The following is a 22,904-nucleotide window of genomic DNA, read 5'->3' on the forward strand; positions in this document are numbered from 1 at the left end:
GTGTCCGTCTCCTTCATCCGCCGCATCGCTTCCCCGAAGAAGGCCCTCACCGTCGCCGCCGTGGCCGCCGCCACCGCCGGCATGGCGCTCTCCGCGGCGCCCGCGCAGGCCGCCCCGGCCTCGGCCTCCTCCGCTCAGGCGATCGCGAAGAAGATGATCCCGGACGCCGCGCAGTTCAACGCGTTCAGCAAGATCGTCTCCCATGAGAGCGGCTGGAACCCGTCCGCGACCAACAGCTCCTCCGGCGCCTACGGCCTGGTCCAGGCGCTGCCGGGCTCGAAGATGGCCTCCGCCGGCGCCGACTGGAAGACCAACCCGGCCACCCAGATCAAGTGGGGCCTGGACTACATGAACTCCCGCTACGGCAGCCCGGTCAAGGCCTGGAGCTTCTGGCAGGCGAACGGCTGGTACTGAGCCGGCAGGCGGCACACACCGACGCTTCTGAAGGCGGCGGCCCGATCCCCGGGCCGCCGCCTTCGGCGTTCCCTCGCCTGCGCCCGCATGGTCCACTGGGGCGATGAGCACACCGGAGGGACCGCCGGCGCAGGCGCCGCCCGCAGGCGACCCGGAGCCGCGCGGGCTGCGGCTGGTGGTCGTGCTGCTGCTCCTGACCGTGGTGAGCGGGCTGATCGACGCCGTCGGCTATCTGGGCCTCGGCCGGGTCTTCACGGCCAACATGACCGGCAATGTCGTCGTCCTCGGTTTCGCGGCGGCCGGCGCCCCCGGTTTCTCCGTCCCGCACACGGCCACCTCGCTGGCCTGTTTCCTGCTCGGCGCGGTGGCGGGCGGCCGGCTGGCGGCGCGGGTCGGACGCAGCGGCTCCCGGCGCCGGCGGACCCGGCTGACGCTGGCCGCCGAGGCGGTCCTGGTCGGCGGCTCAGCGGTGGTGGCCTTCGTATGGCCGGACAGCAGCGGCACCCGCTACGCCCTGATCGCCCTGACGGCCTTCGCGATGGGTCTGCGCAACGCGACCGTCCGCAAGCTGGGCATCGCCGATCTCACCACGACCGTGCTGACCATGACCCTGACCGGCCTGGCCGCCGAGTCCCGGCTCGGCGACGCCACCGGCCACCGCTCACCGCGCCGTACGGCCGCGGTGAGCGCGATGTTCGCCGGCGCCTGTCTGGGCGCGCTGCTGGTCCTCCACCACGGCCTGGGCATCCCGCTGCTGATCGCCGCGGCGGCCTCGGGCGTGCTGGCGGCGGTCACGTCCGGCAGGGAATGAGCCGTACAGATCACGGACCTCGGGGCGCAGGTCCCGGATCCCGGATCCAGGAGCTCGGATCCAGGAGCTCGGATCCCGGATCTCGGGGGAGGCAGGAACGGGGCGTTGGGGTAGGAGTGCTCCTGCCTCCCTCGGGATGGGCCGACCCGCCGGGTCGAGGCGGGTCAGCCGGTGGTGACCTGGAGTTCCTTGACCCCGTTGATCCAGGCCGAGCGCAGCCGACGCGGTGCGTCGGCCAGTCGCAGGCCGGGCATCGCGTCGGCGATCGCGCCGAAGATCAGGTCGATCTCCAGGATCGCCAGGGACTTGCCGAGGCAGAAGTGCGGGCCGCCACCGCCGAAGCCCAGATGGGGATTGGGGTCACGGGTGATGTCGAAGGCGTCGGGGTCGTCGAAGACCTCGGGGTCGTGGTTGGCGGAGGCGTAGAACAGCCCGAGGCGCTCGCCCTTCCTGATCGGGACCCCGCCCAGTTCGGTGTCCTGGGTGGCCGTCCGCTGGAAGGCGTTGACCGGGGTCGCCCAGCGCACGATCTCCTCGGCCGCGGTGGCGGGCCGCTCCCGCCGGAACAGCTCCCACTGCCCGGGATGGGTGAGGAAGGCGTGCATCCCGTGGGTGATGGCGTTGCGGGTCGTCTCGTTCCCGGCCACGGCCAGCATCAGCACGAAGAAGCCGAACTCGTCGGAGTTGAGGTTGCCTTCGTCCTCCGCCGCGACGAGGGTCGTGACGATGTCATGGGCGGGGCACCGCTTCCGCTCGGCGGCCATGTTCATCGCGTAGGCGATGATCTCGGTGGCCGACTCCGCGCCGACCTCTTCGGTGATGGCGTACTCGGGATCGTCGTAGGCGATCATCTTGTTGGACCAGTCGAAGATCTTGGACCGGTCCTCCTGCGGAACGCCGATCAGCTCGGCGATGGCCTGCAACGGCAGCTCGCAGGCGACCTCGGTGACGAAGTCGAAGGGCCCGGAACGCTCCCGCGCGGCCGAGACGATCGCCCGCGCCCGCGCCCGCAGCCGCTCCTCCAGGGCGCGGATGGAACGTGGCGTGAAGCCCCGCTGCACGATCTGCCGTACGCGCGTATGTTCCGGGGGATCCATGTTGAGCAGGATGAAGCGCTGCATGTCGATCGCGTCGCGCTCGATGTGCTCGTTGAAGCGGATGATCGCGGTGTTGAGGGTGGAGGAGAAGAGTTCCGGGTGCGTGGAGACGTACTTGACGTCCGTGTGCCGGGTCACGGCCCAGTAGCCGGCGTCGGCGAAGCCCGCGATGCCGTGCGGCTGCGGGATCCAGCGGACCGGTTCGGTGCGGCGCAGCTCGGCGAACTCGGGCAGGGGCACGCGGTGGTGCAGCAGATCGGGGTCGGTGAGGTCGAACCCGTCGGGCAGCGCGGGGCAGTGCATCGGCGGCTCCCGTCCGTTCTGACGGTCCATCAGCGGGTGCCGTGAAGGTAGTAACGGGTTCTACAAGTCGCAAGAGGTACGGCGACCCCAATCCGTGCGGAATTCGCGCAGATCGCGACTTCGACACCTGCAAGACCCTTGCGGTGATGGACATCACGTCAGCAGACTGCTGAGCAGAACTAGAACGCGTACTAGTTCTGGAGGAGAGCCCTCTCGGAGAGGACCCGCACCCATGGCCGCCGAACCCGTGATCGTCGAAGCCGTCCGCACCCCGATCGGCAAGCGCGGCGGCGCGCTCGCCAATCTGCATCCCGCCTACCTCCTGGGCGAGACCTACCGTGAACTCCTCGGCCGCACCGGCATCCCCGCCGACGCGGTCGAGCAGATCGTCGGCGGCACGGTCACCCACGCCGGCGAACAGTCCATGAACCCCGCGCGCACGGCCTGGCTGACCATGGGCCTCCCCTACGAGACGGCCGCCACGACCGTCGACTGCCAGTGCGGCTCCTCCCAGCAGGCCTCGCACATGGTCGCCAACATGGTCGCGGGCGGCGTCATCGACGTCGGCATCAGCTGCGGCGTCGAGGCCATGTCCCGGGTCCCGCTGGGCTCAGGCTCCAAGCACGGCCCCGGCAAGCCCTTCCCCGACGAGTGGAACGTCGACCTCCCCAACCAGTTCGAGGCCGCCGAACGCATCGCCCGCCACCGGGGGTTGGCCCGCGAGGACGTCGACGCGCTGGGCCTGCGCTCCCAGGAGCGGGCCGCCCTCGCATGGGCGGAGGAACGCTTCAAGCGCGAGACGTTCGCCGTGCAGGTGCCGACGACCGAGGAGGAGCAGTTCGCCGGTCAGGGCATGTGGCGGCTGGTCGACAAGGACGAGGGCCTGCGGGACACCTCGCCGGAGGCGCTGGCGCGTCTGAAGCCGGTCATGCCGACGGCGGTCCACACGGCGGGCAACTCCTCACAGATCTCGGACGGCGCGTCCGCCGTCATGTGGGCCTCGAAACGGATGGCTCGCGCCCTGAAGCTGCGGCCCAGGGCACGCATCGTCGCCCAGGCCCTGGTCGGCGCCGACCCGCACTTCCACCTCGACGGCCCGATCGACGCGACGCGCGCGGTGCTCGGCAAGGCGGGCATGTCCCTGAAGGACATCGACCTCGTCGAGATCAACGAGGCCTTCGCGTCCGTGGTGTTGAGCTGGGCCCAGGTCTTCGAGCAGGACCTGGAGAAGGTCAACGTCAACGGCGGTGCGATCGCGCTGGGTCACCCGGTCGGCGCGACCGGCGCCCGTCTGATCACCACCGCGCTGCACGAACTGGAGCGCGTGGACAAGGAGTTCGCCCTCATCACCATGTGCGCGGGCGGCGGGCTGGCGACCGGGACGATCATTCAGCGGCTGTGAGACGGGCCGGTTCGCGTGCGGGCCGGGCCAAGGCGGCGACCCGGTGCCCATGGCACTCGACCAGCCGGTCGGCCTGCTCCGTGCGCTGGTAGTAGACCTTGCTGCCCTCGCGCGTCCGGTGCAGCAGACCGACGCGGTGCAGCCGGAGCAGGTGGTAGGAGACGGTCGACGCGCTCATATGATGGCGCCGGGCGAGCTCCGTGGTGGTACAGGGGCTGCCCAGGTCCGACAGCAGCAGGAACCGGGCCTGTCCGATCACCCCCCCCGAGCGGGTCCAGCAGGACGGGCTCGTCGGCCGGGCGGCCGTTCCCGGCCGGGTCTGCCACGGGGTAGGCGACATGGGTGCCGCCCTCGCCCCAGGGGTCGCTGCGCAGCGCCCATGTCGACCGCAGCGGCGAGGGATGCAGCACGATCCGCCGAGGCTCGTAGAGCCGGCACGCCTGCTCGTGGCGGATGTGCAGCGTCACATCGGCGACCGCCGCCTTCTTCTCGGCGGCTGACGCCTTGTCGGATTTCGACCATCGGCGCGGCCTTCTTCGCGGCCGGCGAGAGGGCCTCCTGACGGTCCATTTCGCGTACCGTCACATCGGTGGAGCCGAGCAGCCGGGGATTGGCCCGATATCCCAGTTCCCGGGCGACCGCCGGCTCGATGACGCCGTAGCGGCGGCGGTTGCGCACGTCCGGATACTGTTTCCGGTCGCCGATGACCTCCCAGTCGTATCCGCGCTTCTTCATGCAGTCACGGGTCAGGAGATCCTGTGCGCTCCCGATCAGGTAGATGTCGTTGACCGACAGCTGATAGCGGTCGTAGGGCAGAAGCAGATCCCGGACTTCCTTCGTCGGCTCGGGCGCCGCCGCCAGCACGGCCTTCGGGTGCCGCTCGGACGTCGCCGCGCACCCGGTGGCCACAAGCAGCAGGGCGAGCGCTTCGCCGTGTACGAGGCGCCCGTGCACGCGGTGCCGATGTCCCACAGGCCGACGTAGGGGCCGGTGTCGTTCCGCATGGAGCTGCCGCCGTTCTGGGCGAACGCCGAGGCGCTGCCGTCCCAGTACTTGTTGTTCAGCTCGATGTCGCTGCCGTAGAAGGTCGCGTGGCGCTGGCTGTAGTTCTCACCCTCGTAGAGATCGAGTCCCACAGCGGTGGCGCGAGAAGCATCACAGCGGGGCATCGGCATGCCGTACGCCAGGCGGGCAGACGCACCTGCACAGGCAGCATTTAGCTGCACTGCGCAGCTGACCGCATACATCCAGTAACCGGGCGAACTGCCCCTATGGTCTATTTCGGCCCGTTTTCCCGGCAGCGCCGCCGCACGGACCCGGGCCGTGCCCCTGTCCCCGTCGAAAGGTAGGCGAGCCCGTCTTGGCAACCGCCGCAGCCGTCTCCCCGCACCCGAAGACCTCGCAGGCCGCACCGGCCCCCGCCGAGGTCACCGTCACCGACCCCGCGCTGGTCAAGCGCGCCGTGAAGGCGGCGGCGCTCGGCAACGCGATGGAGTGGTTCGACTTCGGCGTCTACAGCTATATCGCGGTCACCCTGGGCAAGGTCTTCTTCCCGTCGGGCAACCCGACCGCACAGCTGCTGTCGACGTTCGGGGCCTTCGCGGCGGCCTTCCTGGTCCGGCCGCTCGGCGGCATGGTCTTCGGGCCGCTCGGCGACCGCGTGGGCCGCCAGAAGGTGCTCGCCCTCACCATGATCATGATGGCGGCGGGCACGTTCGCCATCGGCCTGATCCCGTCGTACGCGACGATCGGCGTGGGCGCGCCGCTGCTGCTGCTCGCCGCGCGGCTGGTGCAGGGGTTCTCGACCGGCGGTGAGTACGCGGGCGCCTCGACCTTCATCGCCGAGTACGCGCCCGACAAGCGCCGTGGCTTCTTCGGCAGCTGGCTGGAGTTCGGCACGCTGGCGGGCTACATCGGCGGCGCGGGCCTGGTCACCCTGATGACGGCCCTGCTGTCCTCCGCCGACCTGGTGGCCTGGGGCTGGCGCGTTCCCTTCCTGATCGCGGGCCCGATGGGCATCATCGGTCTCTATCTGCGGATGCGCCTTGAGGAGACCCCGGCGTTCGCCGCCGAGGTGGAGAAGGCGGAGGCGGCCCGGCCGAGGACGGGGCTGCGCGAGATGGTGACGGGCCAGTGGAAGGCGCTGCTGCTGTGCATGGGCCTGGTGCTGGTCTTCAACGTCACCGACTACATGCTGCTGTCGTACATGCCGAGCTATCTCACCAGTGAGCTGAAGTACGACGAGACGCACGGGCTGCTGGTCGTGCTGGGCGTGATGGCGCTGATGATGATCGTGCAGCCGTTCGCGGGCGCGCTGACCGACCGGATCGGCCGGCGCCCGGTGATCGCGGCGGGCTGCGCGGGCTTCCTCTTCCTCTCCGTCCCGGCGCTGCTGCTGATCCGCCAGGGCAGCCTGCTCGCTGTCGCGCTGGGCATGGGGGCGCTGGGGCTGCTGCTGGTGTGCTTCACGGCGGCCATGCCGGCCGCGCTGCCCGCGCTCTTCCCGACGCGGGTCCGTTACGGCTCCCTGTCCATCGGCTTCAACGTGTCCGTGTCCCTCTTCGGCGGCACGACTCCGCTGGTCGTGACCGCGCTGATCGGGGCGACGGGGAACATGATGATGCCCGCGTACTACATGATGGCGGCGGCTGTGATCGGCGGGTTCGCCGTGTGGCGGATGTCGGAGTCGGCCGGGCGTCCGCTGCCGGGTTCCGCTCCGGCGGTGGAGGGCCGGTAGGCGCGGTGCCGTCGGCAGCCGGATTGACCGGAACCGATCAACACGGCGGTGCCGTCTGTAGGCCTGTGAAAAACGCCCGCACCCGCATCCTCACCCTCGTCCTCACCCTGCTCGGCGTCCAGCTGAGCTGGCTCGTCGCGCCCGCCTACGCCTGCGGATGCGGAGCGATGGTGCCGGACCCGGCGAGAGAGATAGCCGTCAGCGACGAGCAGTCCGTACTGCGCTGGGACGGCCGCCAGGAGCAGATCGTGATGCGGCTGACGGTGAACGGCGACGCGCGGCACGCCGCCTGGATCATGCCCGTCCCGCACCGCGCCGCCGTCCGCCTCGGCGACCCCGCCCTCTTCGACCAGCTGGCCACCGCCACGGCCCCCGTGCACCGCACGCGCTACCACTTCTGGCCGTACAACGGCGACTGGCCCTTCGACGACCATGACTCCGCCGCCGACGCCCCCGCACCCGGCGCCGACTCCGCCGTCGGTGTCGTCGACCGCCAGCGGCTCGGCCCCTTCGACGTGGCCCGGCTGACCGCCACCGACCCGGCCGCCCTGGAGGACTGGCTGCACACCCACGGCTTCTCCCTCCCCGCCCGGCTGAAGACGGCCCTGCGGCCGTACGTCGACCGGCACTGGGAGTACGTGGCCGTCCGCCTCGCCCCGGACACCGGCACCGGCACCGGCACCGGCGGCAGCACCGGCCCGCTGCACGGCGCGCTGGATCCGCTCCACCTCACCTTCGCCTCGGACCGCCCGGTGTACCCGATGCGGCTGTCCCGCCTCGCCTCCCTCCCGCAGTCGCTCGGCCTGTACGTCCTGGCCGCACACCGGATGCAGACGCGCTCGGCGATCGGCGGCCTGCAGCCCACCGTGCTCTTCGCGGGCCGCGTCCACCCGCACGGCGGCGCCCTCGGCAAGCTCGCCGCCCGCACGCCGTATCTGACCGCGCTCACCCAGCGGTTCCCCGAGCCGTCCCGTATCTCCGGCGACCACGAGCTGGTCCGGGCCGCCGCCGACACCCCGGTCCAGCAGGTGGACTACGAGGACCGGCTGCTCACGGTCGGCGGCATCCCGGCCTGGCTGCTCACGGTCGGCGGCATCCTGCTGGCCGCCGGCACCGCCTTCACCGTGGTCGTCGTACGGCGCTCCCGGCGGCCGGTGACCCCGCCGCCGCCCGTGCAGCCCCCGCCGCCGGTCACCCCGTCGGCGCCCCTCGGCTGAGACGATGTCGTACGGGAAGGGCAGACACTCGGGAAAGGCGACACGAGCATGAGCGACTCCCAGCTCTGGGACGACGTCGACGACTACTTCACCAGCCTGCTGGCGCCCGACGACGAGGCGCTGCAGGCGGCCCTGCGCGAGAACGACGCCGCCGGGCTGCCGCAGATCGCCGTCACGGCGGCGCAGGGCAAGTTCCTCCAGCTGCTGGCCCAGGTACAGGGCGCGCGGCACATCCTGGAGATCGGCACACTCGGCGGTTACAGCACGATCTGGCTGGCCCGCGCCCTGCCCGAGGACGGCAGGCTGGTGTCACTGGAGTACGACGCCAGGCACGCGGAGGTGGCGGCCCGCAACCTCGCCCGAGCCGGCCTGGACCGGATCGCGGAGGTGCGGGTGGGGCCAGCCCTGGAGTCGCTGCCCAAGCTCGCGGACGAGAACCCGGCCCCGTTCGACCTGGTGTTCATCGACGCCGACAAGGCCAACAACGCGCACTACGTGGAGTGGGCGCTGCGGCTCACCCGCACCGGCAGCGTGATCGTGCTGGACAACGTGGTGCGCGGCGGCCGGGTCACCGACGCGGGCAGCACCGACCCCGACGTCCTGGGCACGCGCGCGGCGATCGAGATGATCGCCACGCATCCGCGGCTGACCGGCACGGCGATCCAGACGGTCGGCGGCAAGGGCCACGACGGCTTCGCGCTGGCTCGCGTACTGGCCTGAAGCCACCCCCGTCACACGGGGGTGGCGGCTCAAACCTCCTGGTAGAAGCCGACGTTGACGCTGCGCGGCGCGGTGCGGTCCTGGATCACGATCTCGCCGGACCCGCCGTGCGGCAGCGCTACGGCCGTGCCGTAGCCGAGGGGCTGCTCGTACTCCCCGAGCAGCAGCCGGACTTCGGACGACGGCTCGGCCTGGGAACCGCGCAGCCAGGTCAACTGCCAGCCGCCGTCCGGGCCGCAGCGGAACTCCAGATGCACCCGGGAGACGAACAGCCAGTCGTCCGGGGTGACCAGCCGGCACGCGGACGCGTCCCGCCCGAGCCGGAGGACGGCGCCCGGTTCGCTCGGTGCGTCGGCCATGGCCATACCGGCCGTGGCACCCGCGTCCGCTCCGGAGACGGTGGCCATGGTGAGTTCGAGCACGCGTGTTCCCCCTGTGACGTTCCACGTCAGACGTCCCTCGACGTCCTTGCCCGGCGGCCGGATCACCTGCCGCCGCCGCATGATAGAACGCCCGGCCGCGCGCCGTCTTGGGCACAATGGAGTCATGACCGAGCGAAAGCCACCAGGGGTGCCGTTCGACTCGTGGGTGGACAAGCAGATCCGTGACGCGCAGGGGCGCGGTGAGTTCGAGCGATTGCCGGGGGCGGGCGAGCCGCTGCCCGTCGAGGTCGACTCCGCCTACGACGAACTGTGGTGGATCAGACGGAAGATGGCGCGCGAGGGCCTGTCCGTGCTGCCGCCCGCGCTCGCGCTGCGCAAGGAGGCCGAGGACGCGCTGGAGGCGGCGTACGCGGCGCCCTCGGAGCGGATCGCACGGAAGATCATCGAGGACATCAACGTCAAGATCAAGGACATGATGTTCAAGCCGCCACCCGGCCCCCCGCTGGGCAGGAAGCCGTACGACGTGGAGGAGGTCGTCCGCGCCTGGCGCCGACGCCGGGCCGCCGCCACGGGCACCCCAGGCACCCCAGGCACCCCAGGCACCCCGGAATCATGACGACGTGGACGATCGCCCCGGAACCGTACGACTCACCGGTGGCCGCCGCGCTGTGGCGGGCGTACTACACAGAGGTCAGTGACCGCTGGTACCTGCTGCACGAGGGCCGGCGCACCGACCCCGCCGAGCTGGAGCGGGAGATCGCGGCCACGACCGGGGCCGAACTCGCGCCGCCCACCGGGCAGTTGCTCGTCGGACGGTACGACGGCGAGCCGGCCGGCTCGGCGGGCGTACGGCTGCTGGACCCGGACACGGCCGAGCTGACCCGGGTGTTCGTGGCCGGGCGGCTGCGCGGCAGGGGCGGTGCCGCGCTCCTCGTCGGCGCGGCCGAGCAGGCCGCCCTCGGCCTCGGTGCCCGCCGGCTGGTCCTCGACACCCGCGGCGATCTGACCGAGGCCCGCGCCCTCTACGCCCGCCTCGGGTACACGGAGACCGGCCCGCACAACGACGAGGCCTACGCCGAGCACTGGTTCCGCAAGGAGCTGGTGGTCAGCTGACCTTGGTGGACGACCCGTCGTGCGGGCGCTCGCGTTCGGTGCCGCACAGTTCGCCGGTGAGTTCCTTGACGAGTTGCGTCAGATCGGTCGTGCGGCCGGGCTGCCACCAGTCGCCGAGGAGTTCGGCGAGTGACTCCTCGCGGGCCGCCGCGAGGCGCTCGGCCACCTCGCGGCCGGATTCGGTCAGGTACAGCTCCAGGCCCCGGCGTTCGGCGAGGCGGCGTTCCTCGACCTGGCGGGCGGCGGCGAGGACGACGTCGAGCGGGACGGGGCTGCGCTCGGCGAGCACGCCCGGCTCGATCGAGCCGTACTTGCGGATGCGCAGCAGCATCCAGCTGGCCGCGGGCAACAGGTCGTACCCGGCCCGCTCGGTGATCGTCCGGTACACCTCGCGGCGGCCCTCGCGGGTGCCGAGCAGGGACAGGGCCCGGCTGCACTCGTCGTAGGAGGACCGCTGCACGGGGTTGGGCGGGATGGTCTCGGAGGCGTCCGGCGCGGTGACCGAGCCGCGCAGCCGGTCCTCCTTCAGGAACCAGGCCAGCAGAAAGCCGAGTGCGGCGACGGGCGCGGCGTACAGGAAGACGTCGGTGATGGCGGACGCGTACGCGTGCAGGGCCGCGGGGCGCAGGGCGGTCGGCAGGGTGGTGATGCCGCGCGGGTCGGCCTTCAGGGCGTCCGACGTGGCGCCGTGCGGCAGCTGGACGCCCCGGAAGGCGGCGGCGAGCTTGTCGCCGAGACGGCTCGCGAAGACCGTGCCGAAGATCGCCACGCCGAAGGAGGCGCCGATGGAGCGGAAGAAGGTCGCGCCGGAGGTGGCGACGCCCAGGTCCTCGTACGACACCGCGTTCTGCACGATGAGGACGAGGACCTGCATGACCAGGCCGAGCCCGAGACCGAACACGAAGAAGTAGACGCTCATCTCGGCGGTCGGGCTGTGCTCGTCGAGCCGGTGCAGCAGGAGCAGTCCGATGGTGGTGACGGCGGTGCCGGTGACCGGGAAGACCTTCCAGCGGCCGGTGCGGCTGACGATCTGCCCGGAGATCGTGGAGGACAGCAGCAGGCCGAGCACCATGGGCAGCATGTGCACCCCGGACAGGGTCGGCGAGATGCCGTGCACGACCTGGAGGAACGTCGGCAGGTACGTCATCGCGCCGAACATCGCGAACCCGACGATGAAGCTGATCACGGCGGAGAGGGTGAAGGTGCGGATGCGGAACAGCTTCAGCGGCAGCACCGGTTCGGCGGCCCTGCGTTCCACGGCCACGAACGCCACCGCGAGCAGCACGCCCAGCACCGCCAGCCCGATGATCTGCGCCGAGCCCCAGGCCCAGGTGGTCCCGCCGAGGGAGGCGACCAGGACCAGGCAGGTGGCGACGGCGGCGATCAGGAAGGTGCCGAGGTAGTCGATGACGTGGTGGGCGGTGCGGCGCGGGATGTGCAGGGCGGTGGCGATCACGGCGAGCGCGACGACACCGACCGGCAGATTGACGTAGAACACCCAGCGCCAGCTCAGCTGCTCGGTGAAGACCCCACCGAGCAGCGGGCCCAGGACGCTCGTGGCGCCGAACACGGCCCCGAACAGGCCCTGGTAGCGGCCGCGTTCGCGGGGCGGCACAAGGTCGCCGACGATCGCCATGGACAGCACCATCAGCCCGCCGCCGCCCAGCCCCTGCAACGCCCGGAACCCGATCAGCTCGCCCATGTTCTGCGCCATGCCGCACAGCGCCGAACCGACGAGGAAGATCACGATCGCGGTCTGGAACAGCCGTTTCCGGCCGTACTGGTCACCGAGCTTGCCCCACAGCGGGGTCGCCGCGGTCGAGGCCAGCAGATAGGCGGTGACCACCCAGGACAGATGCTCCAGACCGCCGAGGTCGCTGACGATGGTGGGCAGCGCGGTCGACACGATCGTCTGGTCGAGCGCGGCGAGCAGCAGCCCGAGGAGCAGGGCGCCGATCGAGACGAGCACATTGCCGGAGACGTGCTCGGCGGCGGCCGCCTGCTTGTCCGTGCCGTGCGTGTCCAGGGCCATGGAGACCTCCCGGGGCTCGGATGCACCCCCTCCATGGTGGTCGGTGTCACCGTTTATGGCCTGTTGAGTACGGCGTTTCCGGCGCCGGATGTGAAGAAGGTGCGCATAGTCTCGGAGATTCGCGAGGGGGAAGGGCGAACGCGTGAGTGATTCCGAGGGCCGTACCTGCCCGGAGTGCGGGGCGCCACGGGGACCGGACCGCAGCCCGTCCTGCGACTGCACCCGGCGCGCCGCCGAGGCACTGCGCGAGACCCGCACGGCCGAGGCGGCGGCGGCCGAGGACTTCGATCCGCTGCGGATACGCCCGTACGTCGAGGTCACCGAACCCCGCTCCGGGGCCACCGAACCTCACTCCGGGGTCACCGAACCTCACTCCGGGGTCACCGAACCTCGCTCCGAAGTGGCCGGCCGTCGCTCCGAGGCAGCCGGCCGTCGCTCCGAGGCAGCCGAGGAGACCTTTCCGATACCGGTCGTGAGTGGCGCGCCGCCCGGCGGCGGGAGACCGGCCGGGACCGGCCCGGTGTCCGACGGCGCCCGGACCCGCCCGTCGCCGCCGCCCGCCGAGATCGCGGCCGGTGAGCCGCCGCGGCGGCGGTCCCGGCGCACCGTCCTGCTGTCGGCCGCCGGCGCCGGCGCGGCGGTCGTGGCGGCCGCCGGGTTCGCGAGCGGGCTGTTCACGTACCACCCGCCGTCCCGGGAGCCGATGGCCCAGGAGGTCAGGGAGAGCGTCCCGGACGTGAGCGTGAGCGCGCCGGGCCCGACGTCACCGACGGCGCCCCCCTCCCCCGGCGTGTCCCGCACACCGGTGCCGCCGCCTTCCGCTCCGGCGCCCCGGCCGAGCCCGCCGGCCACACCGTCCGCCTCACCGACCCCGACTCCGACCCCGTCCACGACGCCGTCCACGACGCCGTCCGCCGGCGCGTCCCGCCGGGCCTCCCCCGCCCCCGCCCCGTCCGTGCCGACGTCCCCCGCCAGCCGCACCACCCCGGCCGTCGCCCCGGTGCTCCGCCGCGGCGACCACGGCCCCCAGGTGGCCGAACTCCAGCTGCGGCTATGGCAGTTGGACCTCTACGACGGCCGGGTCGACGGCGTCTACACCCGCACCGTGGAGGACGCCGTTCGCAGTTACCAGCTGGCCCGCGGCATCGGGGACGACACCCTGGGCGTGTACGGAGCGGCGACCCGCGCGAGCCTGGAGTCGGAGACGTCCGAGCCGTGAACGCCTGGATCAGCCGATGTGCAGCCGGAGCGCCCCGTCGCCGGTCGCCTCGACCCGCACCCGCGTGAGGTCGGGCACGGTCACATCGGGATCGTGCAGCCCGGCGCGGGGGCCGACGCCCACCACCGTCATCCCCGCGGAGCGCCCGGCCGCGATTCCGGCCCCGGAGTCCTCGAAGACCACGCAGTCGGCCGGACCCACACCCAGTTCGGCCGCGCCCTTCAGAAAGCCCTCGGGATCGGGCTTGCTGGCACCGACCGACTCCGCGGTGACCCGCACCCGCGGCAACGGCAGCCCGGCGGCGTTCATCCGCGCGGTGGACAGCGCGACGTCGGCGGAGGTCACCAGCGCATGCGGCAGACCGGCCAGCGAGGCGAGGAACGCGCTCGCACCGGCGATCTCGACCACACCGTCGGTGTCGGCGGTCTCCTCGGCCAGCATGCGGGCGTTGTCCGCGAGGTTCTGCTCCACGGGCCGCTCGGGCAGCAGTACGGCCATGGAGGCGTGCCCCTGCCGGCCGTGGACGACCTTCATCACCTCGTCGCCGTCCAGCCCGTGCCGGTCGGCCCAGCGCCGCCAGATGCGCTCGACGACGGCGTCCGAGTTGACGAGGGTGCCGTCCATGTCGAGCAGAAGGGCACGGGCGGTCAGGACGGTGGGCGCGGCGGTGGCCGTCATCGGCAGCTCCAGGAAGGGAGAGACCCCAGGTCGAAGGGGACAAGGCGGCCCCGCCCGCCGGTCAGGGTAAACGGGCGGGAGCCACTTTGTTTCTCTACGGTACAAAACCCGGGCGATTCCCGCCACCACCCCCGTGAAGGGTTCACCGGCCGTTCAGCTCGGCCGCACCCCGCTCGCCGCGGCCGGCCGTCCTCAGCCTGCCACCGCCTCGTACAGGCTCCACACCCCGAGCCCGAGCATCAGCAGCGCCGCGATCTGGGTGATCAGCCGCAGCGGCACCCTCTTCATCAGGGCCTTTCCACCGACGATGCCCAGTCCGGCGACGGCCCACAGACCGAGGGTCGCGCCGAGGCCGACGGAGAGGGGGTCGTCGTAACGGGCGGCGAGGTTGGCGGTCATGATCTGGGTGAGATCGCCGAACTCGGCGACGAGGATCAGCGTGAAGCCGGTCCCCGCGACCTTCCAGAAGGACTGGTCGGCGGGCTTCCTGATCTCCTCCTCGTCCTCACCCTTCTGCAGCATCAGCATGGCCGCGCCACCGAGGAAGAGGACACCGGTGATCGCGTGCACGATCTGCTGCGGCAGCAGGGTCAGCACGCTGCCGGCCGCGACGGCCAGCACGACATGCAGCAGGAAGGCGGCGGCGACGCCCGCGAAGACATGGCTCGCGCGGTAGCGGGTGCCGAGGACGAGGCCGGCGAGGGCGGTCTTGTCCGGCAGTTCGGCGAGGAAGATGACGCCGAAGACGAGCGCCGTCACGGTGATGCTGATCAAGGTTCCTCAATCGGTCGGGGCTGCCCACCGAGAGTGCGGTACATCACGCGATGCGATGACACCTCGGCATGGCAGCGCACTCGGCGCCGGTGTCACGGGACACGGGCGTGCACTGCTTGCCGAAGGTCTCGCCGGCGGCCCGCGCAAGGCCGCCTCCGGGCGCCGGCTCAGGCTGGCTGAGCAGTATGTCGACGGTCCGGCGAAGAGCTACTCCCCTTCTGCGCTCCCCATCGTACGGGATGTGAAAGTTCGGCCGTGGCTTTGTCATGCTCGCCGCTCTTACCGGCGTCATAGCCTCCACCGCCCTGTTCGACTCCCCGTACGACGGCGCGACCTGGACCGCCGCCTCCGACGTCGGCATCGACCATCTCGTCCCGCCGGCCGAGGCCTGGGACTCCGGCGCGAGCAAGTGGACCACCGCCCAGCGGCAGGCCTTCGCCGACGACGTCACCCGCCCGCAGCTCCTCGCCGTCACCGACCACGTGAACCAGGCCAAGGGCGACCAGGACCCGTCGACCTGGGTCCCGTCCCGGTCCGCCTACGTCTGCACGTACGTCCGCGCCTGGGTGCAGGTCAAGTACTACTACGACCTCTCGGTCGACTCAGCCGAGAAGACGGCCCTGACGAAGGACCTCGCGAGCTGCTGACCCCTGCCCCGCCAGGCGGGGCCCCGGGCGCCGTCCGGTGTCACGCCGGGCGGCGGCGCATCAGATATCCCGCTAGCGCGCCCGCGCCGAAGAGCGCCGCGAGCGAGACGGCCGTGGCGAGCCATGTCGCGCCGAGCCACTGCGCGCCGTAGTAGCCGAGGGCGACGCTGTACGCGGCCCAGGACAGACCGGCCAGCGCGGACCACGGGACGAACTCGCGGGCGCGGCGATGCGCGGCGCCGGCGCAGAAGGAGACGACCGAGCGGCCGGCGGGGGCGAAGCGGGCGAGCACGACCAGCGCGCCACCGCCGTGGGCCAGCGCGTCACCGAGACGTTCCTGCGCGGTGGTCAGCCGCCGGGAGCGGGCTATCGCCCGGTCCAGCCGCGCTCCGCCCCGCCAGGCCAGCCGGTAGGCCACGAGATCGCCGAGGACCGAGGCGGTCGCCGCGGACAGGATCAGCACCAGCAGGTCGGGCACGGAGTGCGTGACCCGGCCGGTCGCCGCTCCCGTCCCCGCCGCCGCTGCCGTACCCGCCGTGATGACCAGCACGCCGCTCGGCAGCACCGGCACGAACACGTCGAGCAGTACCGACACGACCACCGCGGCATAGATCCACGGTCCGGTGGCCAGCGCCCCCAGACTCTCCAACACGACGACTCCCGTCACTCCCCCGTTGACAGCCATACAGCGTACGCGGGGGATGTGACAGGAGAGTCTCGGGGGTCTCAGGGGGCTCGTAGGACTCATGGGGCCTGCCCGAGGGCCGTACTCCCCCGAATGGCGCACTCTCACCCGGACGGCGCACTTTCACCCGGATGGCACGCCCCGGCCTGCGGGGCCGTCACGCGTCCCGTAGCAACGAGGAAAGCCCTGTCCACGCCGACGGGGCCCAGATCCGAATGAAACGGCGCATACGAGCAGAGAAAAAGGTGCACATCATGGTCGCAGCCGTCTACGCGGGCGCCCTCGCCGCAGCCCTGTTCGCGACCGGGAGCGCAACCGCTCCCGGCGTCTCCTCCCTGGAGACCGTCGGCGAGTTCGCCCCACCGAACGCGTCCGTGTCGTCGAAGGCGGTGACGTACAACCAGAGCCTCGTCCCGTCGGGCACCTGGATCCGGGTCCGCCAACAGACCCAGCGCAACGGCGCCACCACCGTCCAGGTACGGGTGACCGGCATCAAGGCCGGCCACCTCTTCGGGGTGCACGTCCATCAGAAGGCCTGCGGCGCCGACCCGGCCGCCGCCGGCTCGCACTACCAGGACAAGGCCGGCACGGACTCCACCCACGTCAACGCGGCGAACGAGGTCTGGCTGGACTTCAAGTCCGACAGCCACGGCGGGGGCATGGCCACCGCCCAGCACACCTGGACCTTCCGCAAGGGCGAGGCCTCCTCGGTGGTGATCCACAGCGAGCCCGGTATGAAGGGCAGCCGGGTGGCCTGCTTCACCGTGCCCTTCGGCGAGACCTCGTAGACACGCGACAGCACGCGTCCACGGCGGCGCCCTTCCCCTCGTGACGGGGAAGAGCGCCGGGTGCGTCAGGCCGCTATCGGGGCCTGCTCGGCGGCGGTCCTGTCACCCTCGGTGGTGCGCCGGGCGAAGAGCCGGTCGAGGCCGAAGGCGCCGGAACCGGTGAAGACCAGCAGGAGGAACGCCCAGCAGAACAGGACCGACAGCTCGCCGCCGTTCTGGATGGGCCACAGCGCGGCCTGCTGGTGGACGTCGAAGTAGGCGTACGCCATCGAGCCCGAGGCGATCAGCGCGGCGCCGCGGGTGCCGAGGCCGAGAAGCACCAGAGCGCCGGCGACCAGCTGGATCACGGCCGCGTACCAGCCGGGCCAGGTGCCGGCCGGGATCGTGCCGCCCTGGGTGCCGACGGCGCCGCCGAGCACACCGAAGAGGGACGCGGCGCCGTGCACGGCGAAGAGCAGGCCTACGACGATGCGGAAGAGCCCGAGGGCGTAGGGCTGAGCGGAGTTGAGACGTGCGGTCATGGGGATGGTTCTCCTCTTCGGTGTCGGTCGGGCCGGCCGGGGACGTGTGGTGCACAGGGCCGGTCATGGGGGCGGCGGTACCGAATGAGAGACCAGGTTAGGGCTACCTAATCATTACTTGCAAGTTCAACATTGTGGAGGACGGCGCTCCGCGTGGACCGCCCCCGCACCTCCAGCCCGCCGAGAAGCTCGGCCGTGGCCTCGGCCACCGCGGCCACCGCGCGGTCGAAGACCTCACGGTTGTGCGCGGCAGGTGCCCGGAATCCCGAGACCTTCCGCACGTACTGCAGCGCGGCGGCGTGGATGTCCTCGTCCGTGGCCTCGTCGGGCAGCACGGGCGGACGCAGTGTCTTGATGCTCCGGCACATGCCCCCAGTCTCACGCAGCCCGGGCCCCGGTGCGACGATCACGGAGAAGGCGGCCACCGATCCCCGGGGCCGACCGACGAAGGGAACAGCCTCATGGCGACCAAGCACACCGTGGCCATCCTCGGCCCCGGCGGCACCGGCGGCCTCCTCGCCGCCCTGCTCTCCCGCTCCGGCCACCGCGTCATCTGCCTGGCCCGCGAGGAGACCGCCGACGCCCTGCGCGGCAGCGGCATCCGGGTCCGCAGCCGCCAGTTCGGCGAGTTCACGGCCCCCGTCGAGGCGGACACCGAGTTGCGCGAACCGGTGGACGCCTGTCTGATCACCGTCAAGCACACCGCCCTGGACGCCGCCCTCACCCGCGTCCCGCCCACGGCCCTGGGCGACGCCCTCGTCGTACCGCTCCTGAACGGCGTCGAGCACCCCGCGGCCCTGCGTGACCGCTTCCGCCCGGACCGGGTGGCACCGGCCGTGATCCGCGTGGAGTCCACCCGTCTCGCCCCGGGCGTGATCGAGCACGGCAGCCCGTTCACGGAGATCGACCTCACCGGCGACGCCGTCCCGCGCCCCCGCCTCGACGAACTGGCCGCCACCCTCACGTCCGCCGGTGTGACGGCCCGCGTCCTCGGGGACGAGACGGCGGCCCTGTGGGCCAAGATGGCCTTCCTCGCCCCGTTCGCCCTGCTGACCACGCGGTACGGCCTCCCCCTCGGCGACGTCCGCACCCGGCACCGCACGGAACTCCAGTCCCTGGTCGCCGAGACCGCGGCCGTCAGCCGCGCCTGCGGCGCCCCCGCCGACCCGGCCCAGGCCCTGGCCCGGTACGACGCCTTCGCGCCCGCCGCCAAGTCGTCCATGCAGCGCGACGCCGAGGCGGGCCGCCCGCTCGAACTCGACGCCATCGGCGGGGCGCTGCTGCGCGCGGCCGGCCTGCACGGCGTACCGGTGCCGGTGACGGCCCGCCTGATGAGCGAACTGCGGGCCGCCGGCCACTGAACACGCCCGCCGGCGGGCCTCATCGGCCCGCCGGTCACCCGTTCGGCTGAACCTCCCCCCGGCCCCACGATCGAGCTCGCCTCCCAAAATCGAACAGGCGTAGCATTGCCGCGTGGCTGAGACCTATGAATTCCCCAGTGACCTCCTCGCCGGTCAGGAGGAGCTGCATCAGGTCCGGGCCGAGCTGTCGGCTCTGCTCAAGCGACTGCCCTGGTCGGTGGAGCCGGCGGACGGCTTCAGCGAGGACCAGGGCTGGCGCAGGGTGGCGCGGCCCGCGTCCCCGGGCTGGACGGCGGACGAACAGGCCGAGGTGGAGAAGCTGCGCCGCCGCGAGCACGAACTCGCGGTGTTCGTCAGCACACACCGCTTCTGGGCCGAGGTCGCGGCAGCCGACCGCGTGGCCGCCCGCACCGAGCTGAAGCACGCGCGGGAGCGGCCCGCCGCAGAGGAAGCCGTGGAGGAATGAGACCGTGAAGGAATGAGAAGAGCCCCTGACCGTGCGGTCAGAGGCTCCGTCGGTGGGCGCGGACGGTTTCGAACCGCCGACATCCTGCTTGTAAGGCAGGCGCTCTACCCCTGAGCTACGCACCCCGCATCCGGGCAGTGCGCCCAGGACAGATCAACAGCGTACCCTGCCCGGCCCGGTGCGCCGCAAACCGTTGGGTAACCGGGGGATGCGGGGGATGCGGGGGATGCGGGGGTTAACCCCACCATGGGTCCGGGAGGCTGCCGGATCGGGCCGCGGTCGATGATCGTCTAGCGTCGTCGGAGACCGAGTCGGTCCGGCCGCCCTGACCCGGCGGGCCGGTTCAGGGGGGATTCGCATGGCCCGTTCCGTTCCTTTCCGCGCCGCCGCCATGGCCGTCGTCACCGGGGCGCTCGTCGCCTCCGTCGGCGGCTGCGCCTCGGCCGACGACGACACGCACCCGGAGCACCGGTCCTTCGCCCTGCACGGCCACACCCTCACCGTCGACTCCGACGACTCCGCCCTGGAGGTCGTCGCCACGGACTCCGCCAAGGCCGGCACCGTCGAGGTGACCCGGTGGTTCAAGGGATCCGTCGTCGTCGGCGGCAGTCCGAGCGTGCGATGGTCCTTCCAGGACGACCGGCTGGTGCTGCGCGTGCACTGCTCGGGGCTCATCGCCGACTGCTCGGCCCGGCACCGGATCGAGGTGCCGCGGGGGATCGACGTGCGGGTCGACAACGGCGACGGCTCCGTACGGGCGCACGGGTTCAGGGATCCGCTGCGCATCGACACCGGCGACGGCGCCGTGCGCGTCACCGACTCCAGCGGGCCGCTCGACCTGACGTCGGACGACGGATCGGTGAGCGCCGATGTCTCCGCCCGCCGGGTCAAGGCGCACTCCAGCGACGGCTCCGTCCAGGTGCGGCTGTCCGGCGTGCCCGACCTGGTGGACGCCTCCAGCGACGACGGCGCCGTCACGGTCACCCTGCCCAAGGCGTCCTATCGGGTGTCGGCCGGTTCCGACGACGGCGCGGCCACGGTGTCCGTGCCCCGCGACGACCGCAGCCCGCACCGGGTCTCGGCCCACTCCTCGGACGGCGAAGTCACGGTCCGTACCGCGAACTGACCGGCCCGTGTGTTCGTCTTCTACGGGTGGGAGAATGACACCACCCACGGCGGACCACCACACGGGAGAGGGATGTGACGGCGACACCGGGCACGCCAGCGACGCGGTCGTACCCGCTGTCGGCCCCCCGGGCCCGGTCCGGGTCCACGGCCCTGCGCGACACCCTCACCCTGATGAGCCTGCCCGTGCTGGCCGCGCTCGCCCTGCCGGCCGCGTTCGCCGGCGGCGGCACCCGGCGCTGGTTCGGCGGCCGGGCGGAGGGCCAGCGGGCCGAGGCCCAGGCCGCCAAGGACGCCGCTGCGGCCGCGTTCTACGAACTGGACACCGCCCAGCGGGACCTGAGGATCTCCATCGAGACCATCACGGCCGTGGACGACTCCCCCGCCGCCCGGCGTACCGTCAGCGACTTCGCGGCGCTCGGACAGCGCATCGACGAGGTCAGCCGGCGCTATATCCAGGCCGTCGACGCCCATGATCTCGACCGGGACGACCTGGAGGCCACCGCGGCCTCCCGGGCACGCTCGGAGCTGACGTCCGCCAAGGACGAGCTGATCCGGGTCAAGCAGGAGCTGGACCGGTTCGGCGGCTCGCTAGGGCCGCTGCTCGGCAAGGCCGAGACCCAGCTGGCCCGGCTGGCACCCGCCGTGGAGCGGGCCCGGCAGGCCCTGCTGGGCGCCAGCAACGCCCTGGACGCCGTACGGGAGCAGGGGCTGCGCGCCGATGACCTGGCCGCCCGGCTCGCCGCGCTGTCCCCGGAGCTGACCCGGCTGAACCAGGGCGCCGGGCAGCACGGCGTGGCGGAGACGCTGGAGCGGGCCGAGCGGGTGCAGCGGGAGGCCGGGGCGATCCGGGCCGAGGCCGAGCGGCTGCCGCAGAAGGCCGCCGAGATCGACCACCGGCTGGTCAGCCTGCGCACCCGGGCCCAGGCGCTGACCACGCGGGCCGGGCAGGTCGACCCGGTGCTGAGCGAGCTGCGGCGCCGGTTCGCGGCCGCCTGCTGGCAGGACCTGCAGCAGGTGCCCGCGCAGGCCGCGGAGAACGTACGACAGGCCGAGCTGAAGCTCCGCGAGGCGCAGACCGCCCGGGACGCCCAGCGCTGGCCGGACGCGACTTCGCTGTTGTCGACGGTACGGGCGCTGCTGAACACCACCGACGAGGCCGTGTCGGCCGCGGGTGACCGGCTGAACCGGCTGAACGCCGTCCAGAAGGATCCGCAGGCCGAGATCGACCGCACCCGGTTCGCGATCCGGGACGCCCAGCGGCTCGCCATGACGGGCCGTACGACGCCGGATCCCCGGCACGCCCGGCCGCTGGACGAGGCGGTGGCCCGGCTGGAGCGGGCGATCGGCACGCTGGAGGCCGGCCGGCATCCTGACTACTGGCACTTCCTGACCGAGACGGACGGGGTGCGGCAGTCGGTGTCTCGGGTGGTGGCGCAGATCCGTGAGGAGCGGGGTGGACACTGAGGGGTCCCGCCGCACCGAGGGGTCCCGCCGCAGGGGTTCCTGTTGTGCTCCGGGTGCGGGTGGGCGGATATTGGGTGGACGGATGGCCTCCGCTAGCGCCTGAGGGAGGCGGATATGGCCACACACGCAGTGCACCCGAAGCCACGACGGCGGATCGAGTTCGACAAGCACCTGCCCGTCGACCACCGGCTGAACACCGTCTACCGGATCGGTGCGGGCCTGATCGGCGCGTTCCTCGTCGCCTTCGGCATCCTCGGTGTGATCGACCACATCGGCTTCTTCAACACCGGCGGTGACACGGTCGCCGGGCTCAACACCAACGGCGCGCTGAGCGTGCTGTCGATCGTCGTCGGGGCGATCCTGCTCGCCGGGATGGTGATCGGCGGGAACGTGGCGTCCACGCTGAACCTGGTGTTCGGAGTGCTGTTCCTGCTGGCCGGCTTCCTGAGCCTCGGTCTGCTGGACACCACGCACAACTTCCTGGCGTTCAAGATCCAGAACGTGTTCTTCAGCTTCGTCGTGGGCCTGCTGCTGATGACCTTCGGCATGTACGGCCGGGTCGGCTCGACCCTGCCGCACGACAACCCGTACTGGCGGGCCCGCCATCCCGACGCGGACGAGCGGGAGCATCCCGCGACCTGATCCGCCGGACAGGCCCTAGTCTGGGCACATGCCTCGCTATGAGTACCGCTGCCGTACCTGCGGCGACACGTTCGAACTGAGCCGGCCCATGGCCGAGTCGGCCGCCCCCGCGGATTGCCCTGCCGGGCACGGGGACACGGTGAAGCTGTTGTCGACGGTGGCCGTCGGCGGCAAGGCCGGAGCACCCGCCACCGCGCCGAGCGGTGGCGGGGGTTGTTGTGGCGGGGGTTGTTGCGGTTAGCCGCCCGTGAAAGTGCCGCACCATGCCGTCGGGCGGGTGCGGCACCATCGTGGCTCGTCGC

The 22,904-nt window shown here is 72.0% G+C and carries 26 protein-coding genes, 1 tRNA gene and 1 pseudogene; 17 read left to right on the plus strand and 11 right to left on the minus strand.

Going from position 1 to position 22,904, the window contains the following annotated elements; genetic code table 11:
* Both IE277_RS02395 and IE277_RS02400 read left to right on the plus strand, forming a co-directional pair.
* A complete protein-coding gene (locus IE277_RS02395; RefSeq protein WP_189948008.1) occupies positions 1-414 on the plus strand; it encodes an aggregation-promoting factor C-terminal-like domain-containing protein in 414 nt (137 codons plus the stop codon).
* Between the two features lie 103 nt (positions 415-517).
* A complete protein-coding gene (locus IE277_RS02400) occupies positions 518-1,225 on the plus strand; it encodes a YoaK family protein (RefSeq protein ID WP_189948010.1) in 708 nt (235 codons plus the stop codon).
* A gap of 164 nt (positions 1,226-1,389) precedes the next feature.
* Here IE277_RS02400 and IE277_RS02405 read toward each other — a convergent pair whose 3' ends face one another.
* Positions 1,390-2,625, minus strand: coding sequence for a cytochrome P450 (locus tag IE277_RS02405; RefSeq protein WP_189949169.1), 1,236 nt, complete (start codon positions 2,623-2,625; stop codon positions 1,390-1,392).
* 232 nt (positions 2,626-2,857) lie between these two features.
* Here IE277_RS02405 and IE277_RS02410 point away from each other — a divergent pair, with 232 nt between their 5' ends.
* Positions 2,858-4,027, plus strand: coding sequence for a steroid 3-ketoacyl-CoA thiolase (locus tag IE277_RS02410; protein ID WP_189948011.1), 1,170 nt, complete (start codon positions 2,858-2,860; stop codon positions 4,025-4,027).
* Here IE277_RS02410 and IE277_RS02415 read toward each other — a convergent pair.
* Both IE277_RS02415 and IE277_RS02420 read right to left on the minus strand, forming a co-directional pair.
* Entirely contained in the window at positions 4,011-4,367 is a 357-nt protein-coding gene (locus IE277_RS02415) for a helix-turn-helix domain-containing protein (protein ID WP_229880505.1), read from the minus strand. The two genes, IE277_RS02410 and IE277_RS02415, sit on opposite strands and share 17 nt — an antisense overlap.
* Positions 4,283-4,981, minus strand: a complete 699-nt coding sequence (locus IE277_RS02420; RefSeq protein WP_189948015.1) for a hypothetical protein — start codon at positions 4,979-4,981, stop codon at positions 4,283-4,285. The genes IE277_RS02415 and IE277_RS02420 overlap by 85 nt, the downstream gene beginning before the upstream one ends.
* 406 nt (positions 4,982-5,387) lie before the next feature.
* On the opposite strand from IE277_RS02420, the gene proP reads away from it, so the two are divergent.
* The 3 genes from proP to IE277_RS02435 all read left to right on the plus strand — a co-directional run bounded on the left by proP (position 5,388) and on the right by IE277_RS02435 (position 8,701).
* Positions 5,388-6,764 carry a glycine betaine/L-proline transporter ProP gene (proP, locus tag IE277_RS02425; RefSeq protein WP_189948016.1) on the plus strand — a complete coding sequence of 459 codons (1,377 nt, stop codon included), beginning with the start codon at positions 5,388-5,390 and terminating at the stop codon, positions 6,762-6,764.
* A gap of 65 nt (positions 6,765-6,829) precedes the next feature.
* Positions 6,830-7,981: a DUF2330 domain-containing protein gene (locus IE277_RS02430; RefSeq protein WP_229880510.1), complete on the plus strand. Its 1,152-nt coding sequence runs from the start codon at positions 6,830-6,832 to the stop codon at positions 7,979-7,981.
* 48 nt (positions 7,982-8,029) lie between these two features.
* A complete protein-coding gene (locus IE277_RS02435) occupies positions 8,030-8,701 on the plus strand; it encodes an O-methyltransferase (RefSeq protein WP_189948018.1) in 672 nt (223 codons plus the stop codon).
* Positions 8,702-8,730: 29 nt separating this feature from the next.
* On the opposite strand, the gene IE277_RS02440 is transcribed toward IE277_RS02435, so the two are convergent.
* Positions 8,731-9,123 (minus strand): FHA domain-containing protein, encoded by a 393-nt coding sequence (locus IE277_RS02440; protein ID WP_189948020.1) that lies wholly within the window; start codon positions 9,121-9,123, stop codon positions 8,731-8,733.
* A gap of 124 nt (positions 9,124-9,247) precedes the next feature.
* Here IE277_RS02440 and IE277_RS02445 point away from each other — a divergent pair, with 124 nt between their 5' ends.
* Positions 9,248-9,700 (plus strand): DnaJ family domain-containing protein, encoded by a 453-nt coding sequence (locus IE277_RS02445; RefSeq protein ID WP_189948022.1) that lies wholly within the window; start codon positions 9,248-9,250, stop codon positions 9,698-9,700.
* Positions 9,697-10,197, plus strand: a complete 501-nt coding sequence (locus IE277_RS02450; protein ID WP_189948024.1) for a GNAT family N-acetyltransferase — start codon at positions 9,697-9,699, stop codon at positions 10,195-10,197. Before IE277_RS02445 ends, IE277_RS02450 begins: the two co-directional genes overlap by 4 nt.
* Here the strand turns inward: IE277_RS02450 and IE277_RS02455 are convergent.
* Complete coding sequence (locus tag IE277_RS02455; RefSeq protein ID WP_189948026.1) at positions 10,190-12,229, minus strand: MDR family MFS transporter; 2,040 nt, start codon at positions 12,227-12,229, stop codon at positions 10,190-10,192. The genes IE277_RS02450 and IE277_RS02455 overlap by 8 nt on opposite strands.
* Positions 12,230-12,371: 142 nt before the next feature.
* Here IE277_RS02455 and IE277_RS02460 point away from each other — a divergent pair, with 142 nt between their 5' ends.
* Positions 12,372-13,448 carry a peptidoglycan-binding domain-containing protein gene (locus IE277_RS02460; protein WP_189948028.1) on the plus strand — a complete coding sequence of 359 codons (1,077 nt, stop codon included), beginning with the start codon at positions 12,372-12,374 and terminating at the stop codon, positions 13,446-13,448.
* A 9-nt stretch (positions 13,449-13,457) separates the two neighbouring features.
* Here IE277_RS02460 and IE277_RS02465 read toward each other — a convergent pair whose 3' ends face one another.
* Positions 13,458-14,126 (minus strand): HAD family hydrolase, encoded by a 669-nt coding sequence (locus IE277_RS02465; protein ID WP_189948030.1) that lies wholly within the window; start codon positions 14,124-14,126, stop codon positions 13,458-13,460.
* A gap of 192 nt (positions 14,127-14,318) precedes the next feature.
* Positions 14,319-14,900 (minus strand): TMEM165/GDT1 family protein, encoded by a 582-nt coding sequence (locus IE277_RS02470; protein ID WP_189948032.1) that lies wholly within the window; start codon positions 14,898-14,900, stop codon positions 14,319-14,321.
* A gap of 311 nt (positions 14,901-15,211) precedes the next feature.
* On the opposite strand from IE277_RS02470, the pseudogene IE277_RS02475 reads away from it, so the two are divergent.
* A pseudogene (locus IE277_RS02475) lies at positions 15,212-15,547 on the plus strand (GmrSD restriction endonuclease domain-containing protein); the annotation flags it as partial.
* A gap of 40 nt (positions 15,548-15,587) precedes the next feature.
* Here the strand turns inward: IE277_RS02475 and IE277_RS02480 are convergent.
* Entirely contained in the window at positions 15,588-16,199 is a 612-nt protein-coding gene (locus IE277_RS02480) for a DedA family protein (RefSeq protein ID WP_189948034.1), read from the minus strand.
* A 287-nt stretch (positions 16,200-16,486) separates the two neighbouring features.
* Here IE277_RS02480 and IE277_RS02485 point away from each other — a divergent pair, with 287 nt between their 5' ends.
* Positions 16,487-17,020: a superoxide dismutase family protein gene (locus IE277_RS02485; protein ID WP_189948035.1), complete on the plus strand. Its 534-nt coding sequence runs from the start codon at positions 16,487-16,489 to the stop codon at positions 17,018-17,020.
* A 65-nt stretch (positions 17,021-17,085) separates the two neighbouring features.
* On the opposite strand, the gene IE277_RS02490 is transcribed toward IE277_RS02485, so the two are convergent.
* Complete coding sequence (locus IE277_RS02490; RefSeq protein ID WP_189948037.1) at positions 17,086-17,541, minus strand: DoxX family protein; 456 nt, start codon at positions 17,539-17,541, stop codon at positions 17,086-17,088.
* A 107-nt stretch (positions 17,542-17,648) separates the two neighbouring features.
* On the minus strand, positions 17,649-17,909 hold the full coding sequence (locus tag IE277_RS02495; protein ID WP_189948039.1) for a DUF2277 domain-containing protein: 261 nt from the start codon (positions 17,907-17,909) through the stop codon (positions 17,649-17,651).
* 93 nt (positions 17,910-18,002) lie between these two features.
* Between IE277_RS02495 and IE277_RS02500 the strand changes: the two genes are divergently transcribed.
* Both IE277_RS02500 and IE277_RS02505 read left to right on the plus strand, forming a co-directional pair.
* Positions 18,003-18,902: a ketopantoate reductase family protein gene (locus tag IE277_RS02500; protein ID WP_189948040.1), complete on the plus strand. Its 900-nt coding sequence runs from the start codon at positions 18,003-18,005 to the stop codon at positions 18,900-18,902.
* Between the two features lie 112 nt (positions 18,903-19,014).
* On the plus strand, positions 19,015-19,368 hold the full coding sequence (locus IE277_RS02505; protein WP_189948042.1) for a DUF8825 domain-containing protein: 354 nt from the start codon (positions 19,015-19,017) through the stop codon (positions 19,366-19,368).
* Between the two features lie 53 nt (positions 19,369-19,421).
* Here the strand turns inward: IE277_RS02505 and IE277_RS02510 are convergent.
* Positions 19,422-19,493, minus strand: a tRNA-Val gene (locus IE277_RS02510).
* Between the two features lie 233 nt (positions 19,494-19,726).
* Between IE277_RS02510 and IE277_RS02515 the strand changes: the two genes are divergently transcribed.
* The 4 genes from IE277_RS02515 (at position 19,727) to IE277_RS02530 (ending at position 22,843) form a co-directional block, all read left to right on the plus strand.
* Entirely contained in the window at positions 19,727-20,494 is a 768-nt protein-coding gene (locus tag IE277_RS02515; protein ID WP_189948044.1) for a DUF4097 family beta strand repeat-containing protein, read from the plus strand.
* A gap of 74 nt (positions 20,495-20,568) precedes the next feature.
* Entirely contained in the window at positions 20,569-21,960 is a 1,392-nt protein-coding gene (locus IE277_RS02520) for a coiled-coil domain-containing protein (RefSeq protein WP_189948046.1), read from the plus strand.
* 114 nt (positions 21,961-22,074) lie between these two features.
* The gene (locus IE277_RS02525; RefSeq protein WP_189948048.1) at positions 22,075-22,602 is read left to right on the plus strand and encodes a DUF4383 domain-containing protein; all 528 of its coding nucleotides are present in this window, start codon (positions 22,075-22,077) and stop codon (positions 22,600-22,602) included.
* A gap of 28 nt (positions 22,603-22,630) precedes the next feature.
* A complete protein-coding gene (locus IE277_RS02530) occupies positions 22,631-22,843 on the plus strand; it encodes an FmdB family zinc ribbon protein (protein WP_189948049.1) in 213 nt (70 codons plus the stop codon).
* The last annotated feature ends 61 nt before the right edge of the window (positions 22,844-22,904 follow it).

The sequence above is a fragment of the Streptomyces alanosinicus genome, assembly GCF_014650595.1.
Taxonomy (GTDB): Bacteria; Actinomycetota; Actinomycetes; order Streptomycetales; family Streptomycetaceae; genus Streptomyces; species Streptomyces alanosinicus.

Bases quoted from the DNA above. Each gene is read 5' to 3' on its own strand.
- IE277_RS02400 (WP_189948010.1), top strand. From the start codon at position 518: ATGAGCACACCGGAGGGACCGCCGGCGCAGGCGCCGCCCGCAGGCGAC.
- IE277_RS02405 (WP_189949169.1), bottom strand. From the start codon at position 2,625: ATGCACTGCCCCGCGCTGCCCGACGGGTTCGACCTCACCGACCCCGAT.
- IE277_RS02410 (WP_189948011.1), top strand. From the start codon at position 2,858: ATGGCCGCCGAACCCGTGATCGTCGAAGCCGTCCGCACCCCGATCGGC.
- IE277_RS02415 (WP_229880505.1), bottom strand. From the start codon at position 4,367: ATGTCGCCTACCCCGTGGCAGACCCGGCCGGGAACGGCCGCCCGGCCG.
- IE277_RS02435 (WP_189948018.1), top strand. From the start codon at position 8,030: ATGAGCGACTCCCAGCTCTGGGACGACGTCGACGACTACTTCACCAGC.
- IE277_RS02445 (WP_189948022.1), top strand. From the start codon at position 9,248: ATGACCGAGCGAAAGCCACCAGGGGTGCCGTTCGACTCGTGGGTGGAC.
- IE277_RS02450 (WP_189948024.1), top strand. From the start codon at position 9,697: ATGACGACGTGGACGATCGCCCCGGAACCGTACGACTCACCGGTGGCC.
- IE277_RS02455 (WP_189948026.1), bottom strand. From the start codon at position 12,229: ATGGCCCTGGACACGCACGGCACGGACAAGCAGGCGGCCGCCGCCGAG.
- IE277_RS02465 (WP_189948030.1), bottom strand. From the start codon at position 14,126: ATGACGGCCACCGCCGCGCCCACCGTCCTGACCGCCCGTGCCCTTCTG.
- IE277_RS02485 (WP_189948035.1), top strand. From the start codon at position 16,487: ATGGTCGCAGCCGTCTACGCGGGCGCCCTCGCCGCAGCCCTGTTCGCG.
- IE277_RS02490 (WP_189948037.1), bottom strand. From the start codon at position 17,541: ATGACCGCACGTCTCAACTCCGCTCAGCCCTACGCCCTCGGGCTCTTC.
- IE277_RS02495 (WP_189948039.1), bottom strand. From the start codon at position 17,909: ATGTGCCGGAGCATCAAGACACTGCGTCCGCCCGTGCTGCCCGACGAG.
- IE277_RS02500 (WP_189948040.1), top strand. From the start codon at position 18,003: ATGGCGACCAAGCACACCGTGGCCATCCTCGGCCCCGGCGGCACCGGC.
- IE277_RS02515 (WP_189948044.1), top strand. From the start codon at position 19,727: ATGGCCCGTTCCGTTCCTTTCCGCGCCGCCGCCATGGCCGTCGTCACC.
- IE277_RS02525 (WP_189948048.1), top strand. From the start codon at position 22,075: ATGGCCACACACGCAGTGCACCCGAAGCCACGACGGCGGATCGAGTTC.
- IE277_RS02530 (WP_189948049.1), top strand. From the start codon at position 22,631: ATGCCTCGCTATGAGTACCGCTGCCGTACCTGCGGCGACACGTTCGAA.